The sequence below is a fragment of the Mesobacillus harenae genome (assembly GCF_013343715.1).
Taxonomy (GTDB): Bacteria; Bacillota; Bacilli; order Bacillales; family Cytobacillaceae; genus Mesobacillus_A; species Mesobacillus_A harenae.
Map to the genome: position 1 here is coordinate 64811 of NZ_JABUNR010000011.1, position 18053 is coordinate 82863.

At 41.1% G+C, this 18053-nt stretch carries 17 protein-coding genes and 2 riboswitches; of the genes, 9 read left to right on the forward strand and 8 right to left on the reverse strand.

Annotated elements, in window-relative coordinates; genetic code table 11:
- The first annotated feature begins 106 nt into the window (after nt 1-106).
- Nucleotides 107-1051: a phosphotriesterase family protein gene (locus HRJ06_RS14190; protein ID WP_174733602.1), complete on the forward strand. Its 945-nt coding sequence runs from the start codon at nt 107-109 to the stop codon at nt 1049-1051.
- Nucleotides 1052-1487: 436 nt separating this feature from the next.
- On the opposite strand, the gene HRJ06_RS14195 is transcribed toward HRJ06_RS14190, so the two are convergent.
- From HRJ06_RS14195 to HRJ06_RS14220, 6 genes are all read right to left on the reverse strand, one after another.
- On the reverse strand, nt 1488-1928 hold the full coding sequence (locus tag HRJ06_RS14195) for a DUF2269 family protein (protein ID WP_174733603.1): 441 nt from the start codon (nt 1926-1928) through the stop codon (nt 1488-1490).
- Between the two features lie 5 nt (nt 1929-1933).
- On the reverse strand, nt 1934-2284 hold the full coding sequence (locus HRJ06_RS14200) for an ASCH domain-containing protein (RefSeq protein ID WP_174733604.1): 351 nt from the start codon (nt 2282-2284) through the stop codon (nt 1934-1936).
- A 163-nt stretch (nt 2285-2447) separates the two neighbouring features.
- Complete coding sequence (gene thiE, locus HRJ06_RS14205; protein ID WP_174733605.1) at nt 2448-3116, reverse strand: thiamine phosphate synthase; 669 nt, start codon at nt 3114-3116, stop codon at nt 2448-2450.
- A complete protein-coding gene (gene thiD, locus HRJ06_RS14210; RefSeq protein ID WP_174733606.1) occupies nt 3116-3925 on the reverse strand; it encodes a bifunctional hydroxymethylpyrimidine kinase/phosphomethylpyrimidine kinase in 810 nt (269 codons plus the stop codon). The genes thiE and thiD overlap by 1 nt, the downstream gene beginning before the upstream one ends.
- A complete protein-coding gene (gene thiM, locus HRJ06_RS14215) occupies nt 3916-4740 on the reverse strand; it encodes a hydroxyethylthiazole kinase (RefSeq protein WP_174733607.1) in 825 nt (274 codons plus the stop codon). The genes thiD and thiM overlap by 10 nt, the downstream gene beginning before the upstream one ends.
- A gap of 18 nt (nt 4741-4758) precedes the next feature.
- A complete protein-coding gene (locus tag HRJ06_RS14220; RefSeq protein WP_174733608.1) occupies nt 4759-5520 on the reverse strand; it encodes a 3-oxoacyl-ACP reductase in 762 nt (253 codons plus the stop codon).
- 125 nt (nt 5521-5645) lie between these two features.
- Nucleotides 5646-5757: riboswitch (TPP riboswitch) on the reverse strand.
- A gap of 217 nt (nt 5758-5974) precedes the next feature.
- Nucleotides 5975-6174, forward strand: a riboswitch (cobalamin riboswitch).
- 347 nt (nt 6175-6521) lie between these two features.
- On the opposite strand from HRJ06_RS14220, the gene HRJ06_RS14225 reads away from it, so the two are divergent.
- The 8 genes from HRJ06_RS14225 to HRJ06_RS14260 all read left to right on the forward strand — a co-directional run bounded on the left by HRJ06_RS14225 (nt 6522) and on the right by HRJ06_RS14260 (nt 15113).
- On the forward strand, nt 6522-8810 hold the full coding sequence (locus tag HRJ06_RS14225) for a ribonucleoside-diphosphate reductase subunit alpha (RefSeq protein WP_174733609.1): 2289 nt from the start codon (nt 6522-6524) through the stop codon (nt 8808-8810).
- 23 nt (nt 8811-8833) lie between these two features.
- A complete protein-coding gene (locus HRJ06_RS14230; RefSeq protein WP_174733610.1) occupies nt 8834-9880 on the forward strand; it encodes a ribonucleotide-diphosphate reductase subunit beta in 1047 nt (348 codons plus the stop codon).
- Entirely contained in the window at nt 9861-10331 is a 471-nt protein-coding gene (locus HRJ06_RS14235) for a flavodoxin domain-containing protein (protein ID WP_242035254.1), read from the forward strand. The genes HRJ06_RS14230 and HRJ06_RS14235 overlap by 20 nt, the downstream gene beginning before the upstream one ends.
- A 245-nt stretch (nt 10332-10576) precedes the next feature.
- Nucleotides 10577-11416, forward strand: coding sequence for an ion transporter (locus HRJ06_RS14240; RefSeq protein WP_174733689.1), 840 nt, complete (start codon nt 10577-10579; stop codon nt 11414-11416).
- Nucleotides 11417-11455: 39 nt separating this feature from the next.
- Nucleotides 11456-12544, forward strand: coding sequence for a metallophosphoesterase (locus tag HRJ06_RS14245; RefSeq protein WP_174733611.1), 1089 nt, complete (start codon nt 11456-11458; stop codon nt 12542-12544).
- A gap of 125 nt (nt 12545-12669) precedes the next feature.
- A complete protein-coding gene (locus HRJ06_RS14250; RefSeq protein WP_174733612.1) occupies nt 12670-13122 on the forward strand; it encodes a DUF5392 family protein in 453 nt (150 codons plus the stop codon).
- A 170-nt stretch (nt 13123-13292) separates the two neighbouring features.
- Nucleotides 13293-13958 (forward strand): NAD(P)H-binding protein, encoded by a 666-nt coding sequence (locus tag HRJ06_RS14255; RefSeq protein WP_174733613.1) that lies wholly within the window; start codon nt 13293-13295, stop codon nt 13956-13958.
- Nucleotides 13959-14015: 57 nt separating this feature from the next.
- Nucleotides 14016-15113 (forward strand): MBL fold metallo-hydrolase, encoded by a 1098-nt coding sequence (locus tag HRJ06_RS14260; protein ID WP_174733614.1) that lies wholly within the window; start codon nt 14016-14018, stop codon nt 15111-15113.
- Between the two features lie 78 nt (nt 15114-15191).
- On the opposite strand, the gene HRJ06_RS14265 is transcribed toward HRJ06_RS14260, so the two are convergent.
- Together HRJ06_RS14265 and HRJ06_RS14270 are read right to left on the reverse strand one after the other, a co-directional pair.
- Nucleotides 15192-16409, reverse strand: a complete 1218-nt coding sequence (locus tag HRJ06_RS14265) for an MFS transporter (protein ID WP_174733615.1) — start codon at nt 16407-16409, stop codon at nt 15192-15194.
- A 484-nt stretch (nt 16410-16893) separates the two neighbouring features.
- Nucleotides 16894-17856 carry an ABC transporter substrate-binding protein gene (locus tag HRJ06_RS14270; RefSeq protein WP_174733616.1) on the reverse strand — a complete coding sequence of 321 codons (963 nt, stop codon included), beginning with the start codon at nt 17854-17856 and terminating at the stop codon, nt 16894-16896.
- Nucleotides 17857-18053 lie beyond the last annotated feature (197 nt).

An 18053-nucleotide genomic window follows, 5' to 3' on the forward strand; every position in this document is an offset into this window, starting at 1 on the left:
TAAAACTTCATTAGCATCAGGCAGTATGCTTTAACACTTAAAGATTGTATAAAGGTTATTTGAAAGCGCTTTTACAATGATAGGGTTACAAAAAGGGGGATTATTGATGGCACTAGTTAATACTGTTAGAGGAAAAGTCGATACGAGTCAATTAGGCATGACGCTAATTCATGAACATATGCGTGTTCGTTCCGAGTCCGTTTTTGTCCAGTTTCCCCATTTGTATGATGAAGATAAGGAATTCGCTAACGCGGTAGAACAAGTAAACAAGGTGAAGGATCTTGGTGTTCGTACGATTTGTGACCCAACTGTAATGGAGCTTGGCCGTGATATCCGTTTTATTGAAAGAATTGCACGTGAAACGGATATGCAAATAATCGCGGCAACGGGGATCTATTCATATCACTATATCGCACCACACTTCCAAAATCGTGATGTGGACTATATGGCGGACTTATTTGTCAGAGATATTGAAGTCGGAATTCAAAATACATCAATCAAGGCCGGATTTTTAAAGTGCGCTACTGATGCACAGGGTATTACCCCAGATGTCGAAAAGGTAATCCGTGCTGTAGCACGTGCTCACAAAATAACTGGTGTACCAATTATGACGCACTCCCATCCAGGAAGCGGTACAGGCCTGAAACAACTGGATATCCTTCAAGAAGAGGGGGTTCATCCCAGCAGAATTCTTATCGGACATACAGGGGATACCCTGAATATGGAGTACATTTTAAAAGTGCTAGAAAGGGGCTCATTTATTGGTATGGATCGCTATGGTATAACAAGGGAGTGTACGACCGAGGACAGGAACAAAATAGTAGTCGAACTTGCAAAAAACGGATACGCCAACCGAATGTTCTTATCACAAGATTATTGCTGTACGATTGATTGGTATCCTGAGAGAGTTGCAAAGGAAAAGTTCCCAAAATGGTCAATGAGTTTTGTATTGGAAGAGATTATTCCAGAATTAAGGGAAAATGGCATTACGGACCAACAAATACAAGATATGATGTTTACTAATGCTCGCCGCTGGTTCGGGGGAGAGTAAGAAGTTAGTAACTAACATTAAATAAGGGATATGTTAATAGTTTCATAAGGCTTTTTTTGAAAGTCTGTTAAACACACTACTAGTCTCTTTTTATTAATAAGAGAATTAATAGTATAGTAAAACAAGGCCGAGACACCTGACTAATCTTCAGGTATCCCGGCCTCTTTTATATTTAATAGAAGATGGTTTGCTTTATTTATTTTATCAGAATTTATAGGTTAAGCATTTTCATCCAGCTCCAGCGCCTAGTCCCTCGAGTCGCTTATGCATCACTATAGGAAGCCCCAGTATCCTGCTCCCACGGCTAGCGCCGCGTCGCAAGGCTGCAAAGAAGCCATTTCAGGTAGATGCCTAGCTGATGAAGTCAAAGAACGACTTCATCTTCAATTGTTCCGAAGGCGCTTGAGCTTTTGTTTTTACCCGGCTGGTGTTGATTTCACCATAATGGCGGCTTAACGACCATAAACCATAACATTAAAAGTAAAAGGCCGATATAGATCCATGTTGTCCGTTCAAGTTTTGATGCCAAGGTCGCTTGATTATGGCCGGGTTCGGTAAACTGGCGGATCGTTGCTGAAAATGCCCGAGCCAGGAAAAACAAGGATGAGAATAAAATAACTAGCGTTGCTAGGATCCAAGGTGTACTCCAATTCCATGGCCCAGAAAGGACAAGCAGAACTCCGGAGACAACCAGTACATGGCCGGAATGCTTAGACAGCCACACAACAAACCGGAATGTCTCCAGATAGGTTTTCATTTTTGAATCTTCTGCTGTACGCAGTTTTTTTACCATCGGCAGTAATATAAAGAACGGGCCAATTGACGCAATGGCACTTAGTACATGGAGGTAAATTAAGGTGCGGTACAATAAATCCATGGTTATTACTCGTTTACAGCACTAAACTCATGAACCCACACTCTCATTTGGGGAAGCCAAGGCATACCTGGATGATAAGAAAGAATCGATTGTTTGTATTCTTCAACTGAAGTATAGCCTTCCTGGTGAGCATGCTCGTCTGTTAGTTCACCAAGAGATTGAGAGTATACGCGTTCTACCTTGAACTTTTTATCTTCAAGTTCCATAATTTCTCCTACGTCCGCATATCTGCCATTTCGGCGTGTAGCAGTCTTTTTGCCTTCTATTACTTTCTTCACGTCTTCTGGCATAGTGACAAGACGTTCAATTGAACAAGTTTTAGGCGGTAATGTGTTTGACGCTTCGTTGTTAGTCATTTAAAAAAACTCCCTTCAAACTATTTCATCTATAAATGTACCATAAATAAGTTAATAAGTATCAATTGCTTGCTAGGGAAAATAGAATACCAATGAAACGTATACTAATTCGCTAAGGGAAAAAACCATCTGTTAACTCCGTAAATGCCTTTTGTCTTGATGGCTAGTTTTTTGATGAATTTAATTCTACCGTTTGCCTTAATTCCTTTGCGGCCGATACACTAGAATCGGCATGGCTGATAGCTGTAATGACCGAGATGCCGTCAGCTCCAGCTTCAATCACAGGTGCCGTATTTCCTGCATGAATACCACCTATTCCAACGAGTGGAATGGTAAACTTCTTAGCTCTTAATTCTGCAATTAATTGGATTCCCTGAACAGCTTTGGCGTCTTCTTTTGTTGAAGTCGGATATATTGGGCCTAGTCCAAGGTAATCAGCCCCAGCCTCAACGGCTTCCTTGGCCTCTATAAGATTGTGGGCAGAAACGCCTAGAATCTTATTTCCGATTTTTTTTCGGACAACAGCTGCTGGTTCATCGTCCTGGCCGATATGTACTCCGTCTGCATTGAGAGCCAATGCCAATTCAATATCATCGTTTACAATGAATGGGATCTGGTGAGTTTTGCAGATAGCCTGCAATTGTTTTGCCAATTTCAATTTGCTTTCCCCTTGCAGGCAACTGTTGCCTTTTTCACGAAATTGAAAAAGCGTGACCCCACCTTTAATCGCTTCTGTTAGAACCTCAGCAGGGCTGTTAATACAGTTGGTGCTTCCAAGGATAAAATAAACTCTTAAATAATTCCGCATTTGGTCGATCTCGATTCTTTCCATTAGAACAACACCTTTCCTCTATTGTAAGCCCAATGGTTTGTTGGACCGTGGCCGCTTCCGATCCCTAAATCGTTTTCAATGGCTGCTTGAATAAACTCTTTGGCAAGTGCAGCTGCGTGCTGAATGGAGAGGCCGTTTGCCAGCCCTGCCGCGATGGCTGCTGAAAAGGTACAGCCTGTACCATGGGTATTTTTTGTCAAAACTCTTTTGCTGGTAAAGTACTGGAAATCGCGTCCGTCGTATAGAATATCCATTGATTCAGTAGTCTGTTCATCATGGCCTCCTTTTAAGATGACATGTTTAGTACCCATATCGATAAGCCGCTTTGCTGCTTCTTTTTTATCCTCAAGAGTGGTGATCGTCATACCAACTAGAACTTCTGTCTCCGGTATGTTTGGTGTAACCACAAACGATAGGGGTAATAAATATTCTTTAAGGGCGGTGACAGCCTCTGTTTGCAATAGACTTGCCCCACCTTTGGCAATCATCACGGGGTCGACGACCACATTGCCCCAGCCATAGCGGATAATCTCTTTCGAAACAGCTTCAATAATGTCTGCACTAAACAACATTCCAGTTTTAATGGCATCTGTCCCCAAATCTTCGCCAATGGAACGTATTTGTTGAATAACCGCCCCGGCTGTTATCGGGAAAACAGCCTGTACTCCAAGAGTATTCTGAGCGGTAACAGCTGTAAGAGCTGACATGCCAAACACACCGAGCTCTTGAAATGTTTTAAGGTCAGCTTGTATCCCAGCCCCGCCTCCACTGTCTGAGCCTGCTATCGTTAATGCTTTTCTTACCCCCATGTGGAAATCCTCCTTTGTTCAACTATTCCTAGATCCTCTATATTCGCAGCAGTCACCTTGTTAAGACTGTTTAAAAGTTCAATCTGAAAAGTTCCTGGTCCCTTGCCTGCAGAAGCCCGTTCAGCTAATTCAGCTGCAACTCCATATACAGCAAGAGCAGAAACAGCAGAGCGCATCGAGCTTGTTTCAACAGCATGAAAGGCTCCGATTATCGATGTCAGCAAGCAGCCTGCTCCAGTCACCTTTGTTAAAAGAGATACTCCATTTCTAACGATAAATGTGATTTTTCCATCAGATATAACATCGTGCTTTCCTGTTATAACCGTTACTGTATCAAGCTTTCTAGCAGCCGATTCGGCAAGCTCCTCGTTATGCCCGTGATCACCGATCGCATCTACGCCTTTTATTTCTGAATGTTGGCCGGCAACGTTTGCAATTTCAGCCGCGTTACCGCGGATAACGGAAATGTTCAAATCGTTCATTATTTTTCTAGCGGTTTCCGTTCGATAGGGGGTTGCCCCCGCACCGACTGGGTCGAAGATGATCGGGATGCCGTGAGCATTTGCGGCTCTTCCGGCTATTAGCATCGAGTTAACCTTAGCTTCATCAAGCGTACCAATATTCAAAACAAGCGCACCAGCAATTTTCGCCATATCCGCCACTTCTTCAGCAGCGTGAGCCATAACCGGTGAGGCCCCAAGGGACAACAGACCATTTGCGGTAAAGTTGGTAACGACAACATTGGTTATATTGTGAACGAGGGGGTTATGATCTCTAACTTTTTCTAATAATTCTCCAATTTGTTCAGTGTTCATTTGTCAGCCTCCTAATTATTAGTTCATGACTAGGCCGCCATCAACGACCAGGTTTTGTCCAGTCACCGCTCTTGCCCAAGGGGAGGCAAAGAAAACAATGGAATCAGCCACCTCTGCGGGATCTGTTACCTTTCGAAGAGGGGTAGATGTTTCAATAATCTTAAACACTTCCTCTGAAGTTGCCGAACTTGCATCAGTGGTTTTCAGTAATCCGCCGGAAACCATATTGACTGTAATACCATGCTGCCCCAGCTCATTCGCCATGTTTCTAGTAAACCCCAACAAGGCTGCCTTACTAGTTGTGTAGTCGTGATAGGGAACAACCGGATGTTGAAACAGGTTTGTGCCAATATTAATAACCCGGCCAAAGCCTAAGTTTTTCATATCTTCAAGTGCGGCCTGAGTAGTATTTAATGCTCCGCGAATAGACCCTTCTAGCTGGAGCTGAAAATCGTACCATTCGATATTCGCTGCATCTTTTTTCTTAATGGGATCAAATTTAAATTGGATGAGGGCATTATTTACAACAGTTGTGATTGGTTTCCCAAAATGGTGTTTGGCTTTGGAAAACATTTGCAGGACTTGCTCAGAATCTCTAACGTCAGCCTTGATTGCTAAGGCATTATCCCCAATTAACCGTTGTAAGTTCATTGCCTTTTCTTCACTATTAAAAAAGTTAATGACGACTTTTGCTCCTTCTCTGGCAAAGGCCTTTACAGTTTCCGATCCTAACCCGCGGCTTCCGCCAGTTACTAAAACAACCTGATCTGCTAATTTCATTTTATTCCTCCTCTAATTTAATTAATGACCACTTGTCTCCAGCTAGGTAAATCGCTATAGCGGAAATTAAATGAAAAAAGCCAGATCCAATTTGGACCTGGCTGGTAGGTGTATGTTAAGAAAAAGCAAGTTACGATCTACTTTCCTCCGCTGGTACGATCCAGATCAGGTCCAAAGGGTTAAAAAACAGTTCGGTCTTTCTCTCAGCCCGCTTAACGGGCACCCCCAGTAGTGCACTATTTAATTTGTTAATGTTAATCTTATCTCCGCAGATGAATTTAGTAAAGTAAAAGATTTTACTTAGGACCGAGGAAAAATTGGGAAGAAAGTATAAACATATTAAATTTTGTCTAATTTTGTACAAATTACTTGAATAAGCCATGCGTTTGCTTTACTATTATTCTCAGTAACACAACATATCGTAATTTTTATTGTAAATAAAACTACATATTGATGTTTTGCCTTGAGTTAGGATGCCGTAAGGCTTAAAAGGGAATCTGGTGAGAGACCAGAACTGCCCCCGCAACTGTAAATGCAGACGAAATGAGCAAACCACTATATAAGCAAACTTATCTTTATAGGTTCTTATATGGGAAGGGCTCAAAGTAGGAAAGATGCATAAGTCAGGAGACCTGTCTTAACTTGATGTTTCACTTCTTCGGGGATTGAGAAGATGTAACGGTGGCGCCAGAAGGAAGTCGCATTATATCTTTTTGCTTCCGTTTGCTGTTATCGTTCCATCCGCTCAATTCCATTGAGCGGATTTTTTATTTTTAGAGACCGTCAATGTTGGGTTGTGGGTAACTGGAAAGGATGTCTATCATCATCCAGCTCCAGCTCCAGGCCCAGCGACTAGTGTACTTCGCCCACCTCCCTATGAGATAAGTCAAGCACGAATGCGCTTCCGCTCTTCGTGTTTCCTTTATCTCAGTCGGTGTGCTCCAGTCCATACGTCGCTAACGGGCGCTTGCGCTTTTGTTTATATAAGGAGGAGTTTTACAATGAATGCAGGGATACAAACGGAATTGAATGTTGTATTAGAAGCGATTAACAAGGCTGCGGAAGAATATAGCATTCCAGCTGAAAAGCTTATCCAGCAGGTGAAGGCTCTAAATGTTTCTGAATCAGATAGCAATCAGCAGGCATTACTTTATGCATTAAATCAAATAGGGATGGACCAGCCAAACTGGACGTATCTGGCTGCACGACTATATTTAAATGAACTATATTCAACAGCATCAGAAAATAGAATGTATTCACGATCTTTAAAGTACGGATCCTTTCAACAATTAGTCCATCGATTATCAGAAAAAGGTATTTATTCTCCGAAGCTATTAAATTCATATGCTAATGAAGAATTAGTAGAGCTCGGTAAAGAAATTAATCCTGAGCAAGATCATTTGTTTAATTACATAGGATTATTTTTGCTGACCGATCGTTATCTTGCTAAGGATCATGATGGGAATCTGTATGAGCTTCCCCAGGAACGTTTCATGATAATAGCGATGACAATTATGCAGAAGGAGGACCCATCTCTCCGTCTAGAGCTGGTAAAGGAAGCCTATTGGGCCTTAAGCAATCTCTATATGACAGTAGCAACGCCAACCTTGTCTAATGCAGGTAAGAATTTTGGACAGCTTTCCTCCTGTTTTATTGATACAGTGGACGATTCTCTTGATGGCATTTATCTGAACAATTGGGATGTTGCCAGACTGAGTAAGGATGGAGGCGGAATTGGTATTTATTATGGGAAGGTGCGTGCGCTAGGTTCGGATATTAAAAAGTTTAAAGGGAATTCCTCTGGTGTCGTTCCTTGGATCAGGCTGATTAATGACACGGCAGTTAGTGTTGACCAGCTTGGACAAAGGCAAGGGGCAATGGCTATCTATCTGGATCTGTTTCATAAAGATATTATGAATGGATTCTTGGATCTGAAAACAAATAATGGAGATGAGCGCCGGAAGGCACATGACATCTTTACTGGCGTGACAATTCCTGATTTGTTTATGAAAAAGCTGCAGGAAGTCGATGTAAATGGGCGAAGCGTTGGAGAATGGGCTACCTTTTGTCCTCATCAGGTTAAGACAATCATGGGCTGGAAGGATAAGGACGGCAGCCCGCTTGGCTTGGAAGATTTTTATGATGAAAAAGAAACAAAGTATTTTACCGAAAAATATGAAGAGGCTGTTCGAAATCCGCTCCTGCCACGGAAAATGTACCGGGCGATGGACATCATGGCCAGAATTATGGTAGCCCAGCTGGAGACAGGTACACCTTATATGTTCTACCGAGACGAAGTAAACCGGCAAAATCCAAATAAACACTTGTTGGGGGAAGGACGCACTTCCATCTACTGCAGTAATTTATGTACGGAAATCACCCAAAATATGTCTGCTACAACGATCGTAAACGAGTATGAGGATGCAGACGGAAATTCCGTAATCGTCCGGAAACCAGGTGACTTTGTTGTCTGCAACCTTTCATCTATTAATCTGGCAAAAGCTATTCCGTCCAATGTATTGGAACGATTGGTCCGCATTCAGGTAAGAATGCTTGATAATGTTATTGATTTAAATACGATTTCAGTCGGCCAGGCAGAGAAAACGAATAAAAAATACCGGGCGATTGGGTTAGGCACTTTTGGCTGGCATCACCTTCTTGCACTTGAGAAGATTCACTGGGAATCTGAAGAGGCTGTAGACTATGCGGATAGATTATATGAAGATATTGCCTACAACACGATCAAAGCGTCAATGGAACTTGCTAGGGAAAAGGGAGCCTACAGTCAGTTTAGTGATTCAGAATGGGAGACAGGCATGTATTTTGAACGAAGAGGCTATTATTCGGACCGCTGGATTGAACTGAGAAATCAGGTTTCACAAAATGGTCTCCGCAATGGCTGGCTTATGGCAATTGCTCCTAATTCATCAACAGCGAAGATAGGCGGTTCAACCGATGGAATTGATCCTCTCTACTCTGTAGAATATGCGGAAGAGAAGAAGAACTTTAAGTTTAAGGTAACTGCTCCTGATTTGAATCACGTTACCTACGACTATTATCGACGTGCCAGGCATGAACTAGACCAGGTATGGAGCATTAGGCAAAACGCAGCCCGTCAGCGGCATATTGACCAGGCTATCAGTTTCAATCTTTATGTCCGCCATGATATAAAAGCCAAAGATTTATTAAATTTACACATGGAAGCTTGGAGAAATGGATTAAAGACGACCTACTATGTCAGGAGTACATCGCAATCAGAAATTGCCGAATGTGAAGCATGCCATAGTTAATCAAACAAGCGGAGGTTTTATCTATGAGTATCAATGCACCTTTAATAAAAGTTAAACTTCTAAATCCTGAATTTCCTAATAAATCAACGGGGATTATCAATGGGAAATCATCGGGTCTGTTAAATTGGAATGATATTGCCTATCCGCAAATGTATGACCTTTACCAAACATTGCTGGCTAACTTTTGGAAAGCACAAGAAATCAATATGCAGGATGATATTAAACAATGGGACATGCTAAGTCCTGTTGAACAAGATGTCTTTCTAAGAATAAATACACAGCTGGCATCATTGGACAGCCTGCAAACACCAACAATGAGTCAGGTAATGGACTATGTTTCAGATTCCAGCTTTAAAGCGATCTTTGCAGTCATCGCCCAGCAGGAGGCTGTTCATAATGAATCTTATTCCTATCTATTAAGTTCGCTTGTCCCTTTAAGGGAACAAAACGACCGCTTTAACGAAGCAAAGACAGATCCTATCGTCCGTAAACGAAATGAAAAGATAGTGGAGGCGTATGAGCTGTTCCGGGAGAGTCCATCTGCTCTGAATCTATTTAAACTTGGAGTCAACTCGATTAATCTTGAAGGTATTTATTTCTATGCTGGATTCGCTTTCTTTTATCATCTCGCCGGGCAGCAGAAGATGCTCAAGACAAGTACAATGATCAGTTATATCCAGAGAGATGAAATGCAGCATGCTTATTTTATGTCTCAGTTTATCCGGATTCTTTTAACCGAAAACCCTGAACTGCATACAGAGGAAAATATAAATTATATTTACAGGACGATAGATCAGGCAGTACAGTTAGAAAAAGAATGGGCAGCCATTATATTAAAGGATATAAAAGGAATCGACTTGAATGAGTTTGGAGCCTATGTGGAATATCTGGCAAACAAACGCTTCAGACAGCTCGGCATGAAAAACTTTTATCCAGAGCGGGAGAATCCAATGCCATGGATTCATGTTTTCAGTGATGAGATGATGAATGAAACGAAATCTGATTTCTTCGAACAGAAGTCGAGAACCTATTCCAAGGTAAGCCAGTCAAATGGGTTCGATGAATTATAGCAGCATGCTGAAAATTGCTTTAATATACTCGTCGTTAACCGGAAATACCAAAGAGCTAATCAATCTTATTAAACAGTCATTTCACCACTACAAGGCAGATGTCCAGATTTACAAAGTAAACGACTTCGAACTAGATAAGCTAAATCGGTACGACGTAATTGTAATTGGCACATACTCATGGGGAAACGGAGAAATCCCCCGTGAGATGGTTCGGCTTTATAGGGCTTTTGAGCTTCAAGATGTACAAAACGTAGTGACAGGTATTGCAGGAACAGGGGATCAATTGTATCCATCTTATTGCGGGGCAGTAAACAGATTTAGAGATATGCTGTTTGTTCAAACAAAGTTAGCTGCAACTCTGAAAGTAGAACTCTTTCCTCAAGCTAATGATATTGTTAAGTGTGCAAAGTTCACTGACATAATCATCAGCCGTGCGTCTCAACTTCATTGAAAATATTTAATGTTCCATACTAATTAAACGTTTGATTAAAAAGAATCTGACGACTTCGATTGATAAGACGCTTTAAAAAATAAATCGGCTCGTGTCAGCTCAATAAAGTTTCATAGAAAAATGGTATACTTTATAAGATGAAAATCACCTTCCAGCTAAATTGGAAGGTTTTCTTTTTGGTTTTAGTCTTATTTTTGAAGTATCATTCTAGTAGAAGTTTCATTATGAAAGGAAATAGTATAGAAATGACAACAAATCAGAAGACATCTTATTCGCCAATGAGAAGCCGGTTGGGGAATTTTATTTCAAGCTCTAAATTTAACCATTTTATTACTGCATTGATTGTGTTCAACTCTATTTTAATTGGACTAGAGACTTACCCAGCAATATACGAACAAAATAAAGAAGCTTTCTTTGTCCTGGATTATATTATCCTGTTGATTTTTGTGGCGGAATTAGCTCTGAAACTTTTTGTAGAGCGACGGGATTTCTTTAGAAACCACTGGAATAACTTTGACTTTATCATTGTTGTTGGCAGTTTGGTACTTTATAATACACCGTTTGTCAGTGTCCTGCGTATCTTCCGGGTGCTTCGGGTGCTGCGGACCATCACATCGGTTCCTTCATTAAGGAGAATTGTCAGCGCTCTGTTTATGGCGGTCCCAACAATCGGCAGTGTAATCCTGTTAATGTCGATTATCTTTTACGTTTATGCGGTTATCGGCACGGCCTTCTTTGCAAATGTTGAGCCAGAGTACTTCGGTAATTTACAGCTTTCATTTATTACCTTGTTTCAAGTTTTCACGTTAGAATCGTGGGCCAGCGGTGTATTCAGACCAATTTTTGCCGAGGTTAGCTGGTCGTGGCTTTATTTTATCTCCTTTATCGTGATTGCAACGTTTATTATGATTAATTTAATTGTTGGGGAAATCGTTAATAATGCCCAGAAAATTTCTGAAGAGATCGAAGGTGAAACACAAGATATTAAAGAAGATACTTCCGAAATCAAAGCTTTAAAGTCTGAAGTTACCGAATTGAAGGAGCTTTTAAAAGCCTTTATAGCAAAAAACGAAACCAAAGGGTAGAGTCCGAAATAACCTTTTAAAAAAGGAGAACAATTATTCATGTCATTATCGACCGTGCTTTTGTCAATATTCGTCCTGCTTATCTATTTAGCAATCACCTATTATATTGGTTATAATGGCTGGGTTTGGATTAGACCAGGCATTTTAAAAAGGTTCAAATGGGTCTATGTAGGGTTTATTATCATATTCTCTGCGTCTATGTTTCTTGGTAGGGTATTTTCGTGGCTTCCTTTGGAATTAATGGGAAGCTTTTGGATTGTAATTGTTGGTTATAGTTTAATTTTATTGCCGCTTGCCAATATACTGGTTTACTTTTTAAAAGGAAAAGGAATCTTTTGGATTGGTCTCGGGATTATGGCCTTCTACCTTTTCGTCTTCATTTATGGATCATTCAATGCCTGGAATCCGGTAGTAAGATCATATGATATTGAAGTAGAGAAACAAGCTCAGCAACAGGAGTTAAAGGTTCTGATGGTCTCTGATTTACATTTGGGCCCAATAGTGGGCGAAAAGCACTTGGAGCGCCTCGTTGCAATTGTTGATAATGAAAAACCGGATATCGTGTTAATTCCGGGAGATATAATCGAAAACAGTATTGAGCCATTCATTAAAAATGACATGGGTAAGATACTTGCTAAAGTCAGTGCGCCTCTTGGTGTTTATGCTGTACCAGGTAATCACGATTATTATGGTGATGATCTCCTAAAGATGGCTGCTGAAGTAGAAAAAAGCGGAGTCCGATTATTAATGGATGAGACAAGCATGGTTCAGAATAGCTTTTACCTTGTCGGCAGAAATGATAAAACTGACCCTCAAAGAGCGGAGGTAAGTGAGCTCGTAGAAGGCCTGGATCAAACGAAGCCGCTTATAATGCTAGATCATCAGCCATTTGAGCTTGAGGTTGCAGAGGAAAATGGTATTGATGTTGTTTTATCTGGACACACGCACAGGGGACAGCTGGCACCCGCTAATCTTATTACGAGCATGATTTTTGAGAACGATTGGGGCTATCTGCAAAAAGGCAGTCTTCACTCCTTTGTATCATCCGGTTTTGGCACCTGGGGCCCGCCGCTAAGAGTCGGAAGCAGGTCAGAGGTAATGGTAATCAATATAAATTTTGATAGCTAATCAATCGTTTGTTTAAAAGTTTTTCCTAAATCTTACCGTTCCTGGCATTTGAAACTTTCTTGTAACATATCCGTATAGTATACTAGCATTCAAAAGATGCTCTTTTATCGATAGGAGGGGCCGCATTGAATTTTAAACTAAATGAAAATACTCCGGCTTTTATAAAAACAGAAGTTGAGAAGCTGAAGGCCACATTAGCACCCTTATTAAAAAAGAATTTCCGATATACGATGTTTTCATCTCTATTGATTAGTATATCGATTGTTAATTTATTCTTTATCATATTTGGTGACCAGCCTATAAGCTCGCCAATTCCGATTCTCTTATTTGCCTTTTTGGGGGCACTCGGTTTTGCGATCTCAAAAGAAGGCCGCCTATTGCAAAAGGATATATTAAAAATTAGCAGAGATTACATCCTTGAACGAATTAACTTAAGCAAATTTGTGACCAGCCATCGAAAAGCTGAATATAAAAATATCATTACAGATCAGCCATTTATGGCTATGAAGCTATTTATTGAATTTTTAAATGAAGAGCAGCGGAAAAAGCAGGCTGCTAACAACCACACTGAGGCATAAGGCTGAATCCAAACAATAGGGCTAAAAAAAGGCAGGACATGGGAGCGCTCATGCTCCTGTTTTTTTTAGGGCGGCCGGTATTGTCTCTTATAAAAAGCACAACAATAATATAGTTGGTAGGATTAGTTATCCTTAACGGGGTATAAGAGAACACAAAGGGGTTTGATGGTATGAATGGAAAGTCAGCACTGATTGCCGGTTCGACGGGATTAGTTGGGAATGAATTGCTTCACTTCTTGCTTGAAGGGGAAGAATATGAAAAGGTGATCGCGATTGTACGTAAACCGCTTGAGTTGAAGCACCCAAAACTGCAAGAAGTCGTGGCAGATTACGACCACTTGGAGGATTACCACGCACATTTTACTGCAGATGATGTTTTCTGCTGTTTAGGGACAACTATTAAGAAAGCAAAAACAAAAGAGGCCATGCATAAAGTAGACGTGGAATATCCACTGGAAATCGCAAGGCTGGCGATCGCCAAAGGGGCAAAGCATTATTTGCTCGTCAGCAGCATGAATGCCAATCCTGAGGCAACATTCTGGTATCCAAAGATGAAAGGCGAACTTGAACAAGAACTGAGGAAAATACCTTTTGAAACTATTTCAATTGTTAGGCCTTCTCTTTTATTAGGAAATCGAAACGAATTCAGAATGGGAGAGAGGACGGCCGAAGTGCTGTTTAAGTTTCTATCCCCTGTATTTAAAGGGCCGCTTAAACAATTCAGAGCGATTACTGGAAGAAATGTCGCACTCGCCATGTATAAAATAGCCCAAACTAACCCGTCCGGAACAACCATCTACCCATCCGTAAAACTCGAAGAAATCGCCCAGAAATAACAGGGAAGGTGACAGGCACCATCCAATTAAATGGAAACTGATTTGGAAAAGAGGAAGATGCTAGTGAAATTTATTAGAATTATTTTTGGGTTATTTGCTTTTGTGTATCTGCTACTTAAGCTTCCGGTATTTGGCAGGAGGGCATCACAGGATAAAATTCAGCAGTTTAATGAATCAGCTAATTTTATTAATGGAAAGTTCGTCAATCAGGAGCGGACCACGATGGACGCCGGTTTACGAACCAGCCTTTCGATTGCCCGGGACTTTATTAAACCGAATCCAAACAGGAAGCCCGCAGCACCGTTGCCTGTTCAGCGACTGGCTATTTCAGGTGAAAAGCATGATGGTGGAACGAAAGTAACCTGGTTTGGGCATTCGGCCTTTTTAATCGAGATTGATGGGAAGCGCTTGTTGCTGGATCCGATGTTCGGAACAGCCCCATCGCCATTTCCGGCTTTTGGGGGAAAGCGGTACAGTGAAAAGTTACCCTTTGAAGTAGAGGACCTGCCCTTTATTGATGCTGTTCTCTTTTCCCATGATCATTATGATCACCTTGATTACGGTACAATTAAAAAGCTCCGTGATAAGACTGGTCGATTCTTCGTACCGCTTGGTGTAGGAAGCCACCTTGAAAGATGGGGTGTTGCTCCTAGTAATATCGAAGAACACAATTGGTGGGATGAAATGGAATTTCAAGGGCTGAGTTTAGCTTGTACCCCATCAAGGCACTTTTCAGGGAGAAGCCTGACAGACCGTAATGCTACGCTCTGGTGTTCCTGGGTTATTACAGGGCAGGAGGAAAAAATCTTCTTTAGTGGGGATAGCGGGTATGGTCCTCATTTTAAAGAAATTGGTGAAAAATACGGTCCCTTTGACTTAGCATTAATGGAATGCGGCCAGTATGACGAACGTTGGGCAGCCCTTCATATGATGCCGGAAGAAACTGTTCAAGCTCATATTGATGTAAAAGGAAAGCTAATGATTCCAATTCACTGGGGCGCTTTTACATTATCGGTGCATGATTGGACCGATCCCGTTGAACGGGCACAAAAAGCAGCTAAGGAACGAGGCATCTTAATCTGTACTCCTAAAATTGGTGAAACTGTTCACGTCAGTTCTGAAGAATACCCAACAGTTCCGTGGTGGAAAGCCTAATAAAAAAAGCTCCGGATTTGCTCCGGAGCTTTTTATGATATGGATACTAAATTGTGGATCATGCGAAAATTTTAGTTCCTATAATCCTGCTGCTTCGGGTTTGATATATTCCTTTTGGGAGCCATTACGCCGGTGATAAGTTATATAGAAACTGATAAAAAGAATCAGCGCGCCAACTGCATAAGGGAATTCAATATTGATATCAAATAAAATTCCAGCAAGCGCAGGGCCGACCATGTTCCCAATGCTCATGTACATATTGTTCAACCCCGCAACAAACCCTTGTTCATTCCCAGCCATTCTGGACAGCAAGGTGTTCAGAGCAGGGCGGACAAGCGAAGTTGCAGTAAAGAAAATGAGCGTTATGATTAAAATGGACCAAAACGTTGTTGCAAACATAAATACAACCATACAAACAGCTGATGCAAAGAAGGTCCAGTAAATCACCTTTATTTCTCCGAACCGGGTCAGCATCCGATCCACGACCATTGATTGAACAATGACACCAACAAGTGCCCCAATTGTTATTACCAATGCAATATCTTTAGGAGTGTAGCTGAATTTATGGTCCACATACAATCCGAATATCGCCTCAAAGTTAGCCAGGCCAAACGTCATCATAAAAATCAAAACAAGAAAAATAAAGTAAGGTGTTCGGAAGGATCGCCTCATCTGCACGAGCAGGCTTTCCTTCTTTCGGGTAGAATTTCTTGCCTCTTCCTGTGCTTCATTTGAAAGAGTTTCAGGCAAGAACAGGATGGAAAGAACTGTCGCAGCGGCAGCTATAAATGTGGCGGTATAGAAAGGAACCCTAAGACCTAATTCGGCCAAGAAGCCGCCTATCCCCGGGCCAATTACAAAGCCTAACGACATACAAGCCCCTAATAAGCCCATTCCTTTTCCGCGTTCTTGGTCTGTAGTGATATCGGCCACATAGGCCATCATTGGAGGGACAAGAAAAGCAGCGCCAATCCCGCCTAGCAGCCTTGAAGCATAAAGCATCCAAAGCTCTGTTCCAACTGCAAAAATAAGCTGGGACAGGGTAAAACCGATCAGACCAATAATGATTGGTTTTTTGCGGCCGTATTTATCGGAAAACTCGCCTGCAACAGGGGAGAATAAAAATTGCGTAAACGCAAATACAGCAATTAAATACCCCATTGCCTGGCCGCCAACACCAAACTCCTTAATAAATAAAGGCAGTACAGGGATAATTAACCCAATGCCAACCATGGCAATAAACATATTAACCATGAGGATCATAAGCGGCATACGGTTTTGTTTTAATGAACTCATTGCGTCCTCCTTTACAAATGAAACTCCTTTATTGAAGGGCCTCAAAGCCCTTGTAGCAAACATTCATTACCGGAGAATTTTACTACTAGGATATGGAATACGCAAGAAATAGTTTTTTTCAAAATTCGCCATGGCTATTAAAAAGAAACCGTCTAATTCGTAACTGAGAAAAGGCTCTTTTAACTTTAGAACCATTATCGTTAAGGAATATATCTATTTTTTTTGGAATATATTTAACTTTTTTGGAATATATCTGTTTTTTTGAGAATATCCATCAAGTTTTATGGAATATAGTTTTAAGATGGGGTTGAACAGGGCTAACGCAGCTGGAAAAATGCTTAGATAGTAGTCCTTTTACAAGGAATTGGCATGAACTTCATCCAATATGTTTAAATTTAAACACAAACAAATAGAAAACGAGCTGGGATTGCTTAGTATACAAAAAAAAGAACAAACCCCATAACAGGATTTGCCCCCGGCTGATTTATTCTGCTAATGCATTTACTGCGTCATCCATTGCTTTTTGGCTGGCAATTAAGCCATTAATTGTCCAATAGCTTGGATCGTTGATTTCATATACTTGTCCATTTTTAACAGCGTCGAGTCCATTCCAGATTGAACTGTTAGCAAGAACTTCCAATGCAGGTTCACCAGGCTTGCTGACTAGGAAGATATGGTCAGCTCCCAGTTCTGGCAATTTTTCTAGTGTTAGCGGGTCCCAAGAAGCTCCGGCAGGTCCTAAATTCTCAACGAACGCCGGCTGTTTAACACCTAAATCATTATATAAAACTTTTGCGCTGAATCGGTCGTTTTCAAGCAGGTAGATTTGATCGCCCATCACCCAAAGCACTGCAGCTGTTTCCTCGCCAATTGCGTCTTGTACTTTCGTTTTTGCTTCTTCGGCTTTGGTTTCATAATTTTCCAGTGCTTCCTTTGCCTGATCTTGTTTTCCAAGGATTTCGCCCATCTGTGTCAATTGTTTGCGCCAATCAGAGCTTACCTCATCTTTGAAAACAAAAGTTGTTGTAATCTTTTTATATTCTTCGTATTGTCCGTTTTGAATAGCAGACGGTGAACTAAAAATAATCAAGTCAGGATCAGCAGCCATAGCTTGCTCTAGCGGCAGGTCCCAGCCGATCTTAGGAACATCTTTTAAGTCATCCTGCAGATAATCCAATACTGTATCACCGATTGACCATTGTGCAGCAGGGGTTACACCTAACGCGACAAGGGAATCCTCTTGGTAAGGTGCGATTACTTTATCAATGTTTGCAGGGATCACTACTTCACCCATTGCATCCTCAAGTGTGCGCTCTTCGTTATTAGATTCTTCATTTTTAGGTTCTTCATTCTTAGGCTCAGCTGCTTGATCATCACCGTTACCGCAAGCCGATGCAAAGATTAAAATAAACAAAAGGGAGAGAGATAGATAAAAATGTTTTTTCATTTTTGGTGTTGCCTCCTAGTTTGTAAGTTTCTTGTGTTAATGCAAATGATAATCATTTTCAAAAAGATAGTCAATATGGTTTTAAAAGATTCTTAAGGCAATTTTGTGAAAGAATCGTGAAAGAAGTTATTGTTATTACTTCTATGATAATATTACATATTGAAATATGTCTAAAGGCTCTTTATACTTAAATGATG

What these genes read in the sequence shown, in the direction of transcription:
- HRJ06_RS14260 (WP_174733614.1), top strand. Translation starts at nt 14,016, where the DNA reads ATGCTAGTGAAATTTATTAGAATTATTTTTGGGTTATTTGCTTTTGTG.
- HRJ06_RS14225 (WP_174733609.1), top strand. Translation starts at nt 6,522, where the DNA reads ATGAATGCAGGGATACAAACGGAATTGAATGTTGTATTAGAAGCGATT.
- HRJ06_RS14230 (WP_174733610.1), top strand. Translation starts at nt 8,834, where the DNA reads ATGAGTATCAATGCACCTTTAATAAAAGTTAAACTTCTAAATCCTGAA.
- thiD (WP_174733606.1), bottom strand. Translation starts at nt 3,925, where the DNA reads ATGGGGGTAAGAAAAGCATTAACGATAGCAGGCTCAGACAGTGGAGGC.
- HRJ06_RS14190 (WP_174733602.1), top strand. Translation starts at nt 107, where the DNA reads ATGGCACTAGTTAATACTGTTAGAGGAAAAGTCGATACGAGTCAATTA.
- thiM (WP_174733607.1), bottom strand. Translation starts at nt 4,740, where the DNA reads ATGAACACTGAACAAATTGGAGAATTATTAGAAAAAGTTAGAGATCAT.
- HRJ06_RS14245 (WP_174733611.1), top strand. Translation starts at nt 11,456, where the DNA reads ATGTCATTATCGACCGTGCTTTTGTCAATATTCGTCCTGCTTATCTAT.
- HRJ06_RS14270 (WP_174733616.1), bottom strand. Translation starts at nt 17,856, where the DNA reads ATGAAAAAACATTTTTATCTATCTCTCTCCCTTTTGTTTATTTTAATC.
- HRJ06_RS14240 (WP_174733689.1), top strand. Translation starts at nt 10,577, where the DNA reads ATGACAACAAATCAGAAGACATCTTATTCGCCAATGAGAAGCCGGTTG.
- HRJ06_RS14195 (WP_174733603.1), bottom strand. Translation starts at nt 1,928, where the DNA reads ATGGATTTATTGTACCGCACCTTAATTTACCTCCATGTACTAAGTGCC.
- HRJ06_RS14265 (WP_174733615.1), bottom strand. Translation starts at nt 16,409, where the DNA reads ATGAGTTCATTAAAACAAAACCGTATGCCGCTTATGATCCTCATGGTT.
- HRJ06_RS14255 (WP_174733613.1), top strand. Translation starts at nt 13,293, where the DNA reads ATGAATGGAAAGTCAGCACTGATTGCCGGTTCGACGGGATTAGTTGGG.
- thiE (WP_174733605.1), bottom strand. Translation starts at nt 3,116, where the DNA reads ATGGAAAGAATCGAGATCGACCAAATGCGGAATTATTTAAGAGTTTAT.
- HRJ06_RS14220 (WP_174733608.1), bottom strand. Translation starts at nt 5,520, where the DNA reads ATGAAATTAGCAGATCAGGTTGTTTTAGTAACTGGCGGAAGCCGCGGG.
- HRJ06_RS14235 (WP_242035254.1), top strand. Translation starts at nt 9,861, where the DNA reads ATGGGTTCGATGAATTATAGCAGCATGCTGAAAATTGCTTTAATATAC.
- HRJ06_RS14200 (WP_174733604.1), bottom strand. Translation starts at nt 2,284, where the DNA reads ATGACTAACAACGAAGCGTCAAACACATTACCGCCTAAAACTTGTTCA.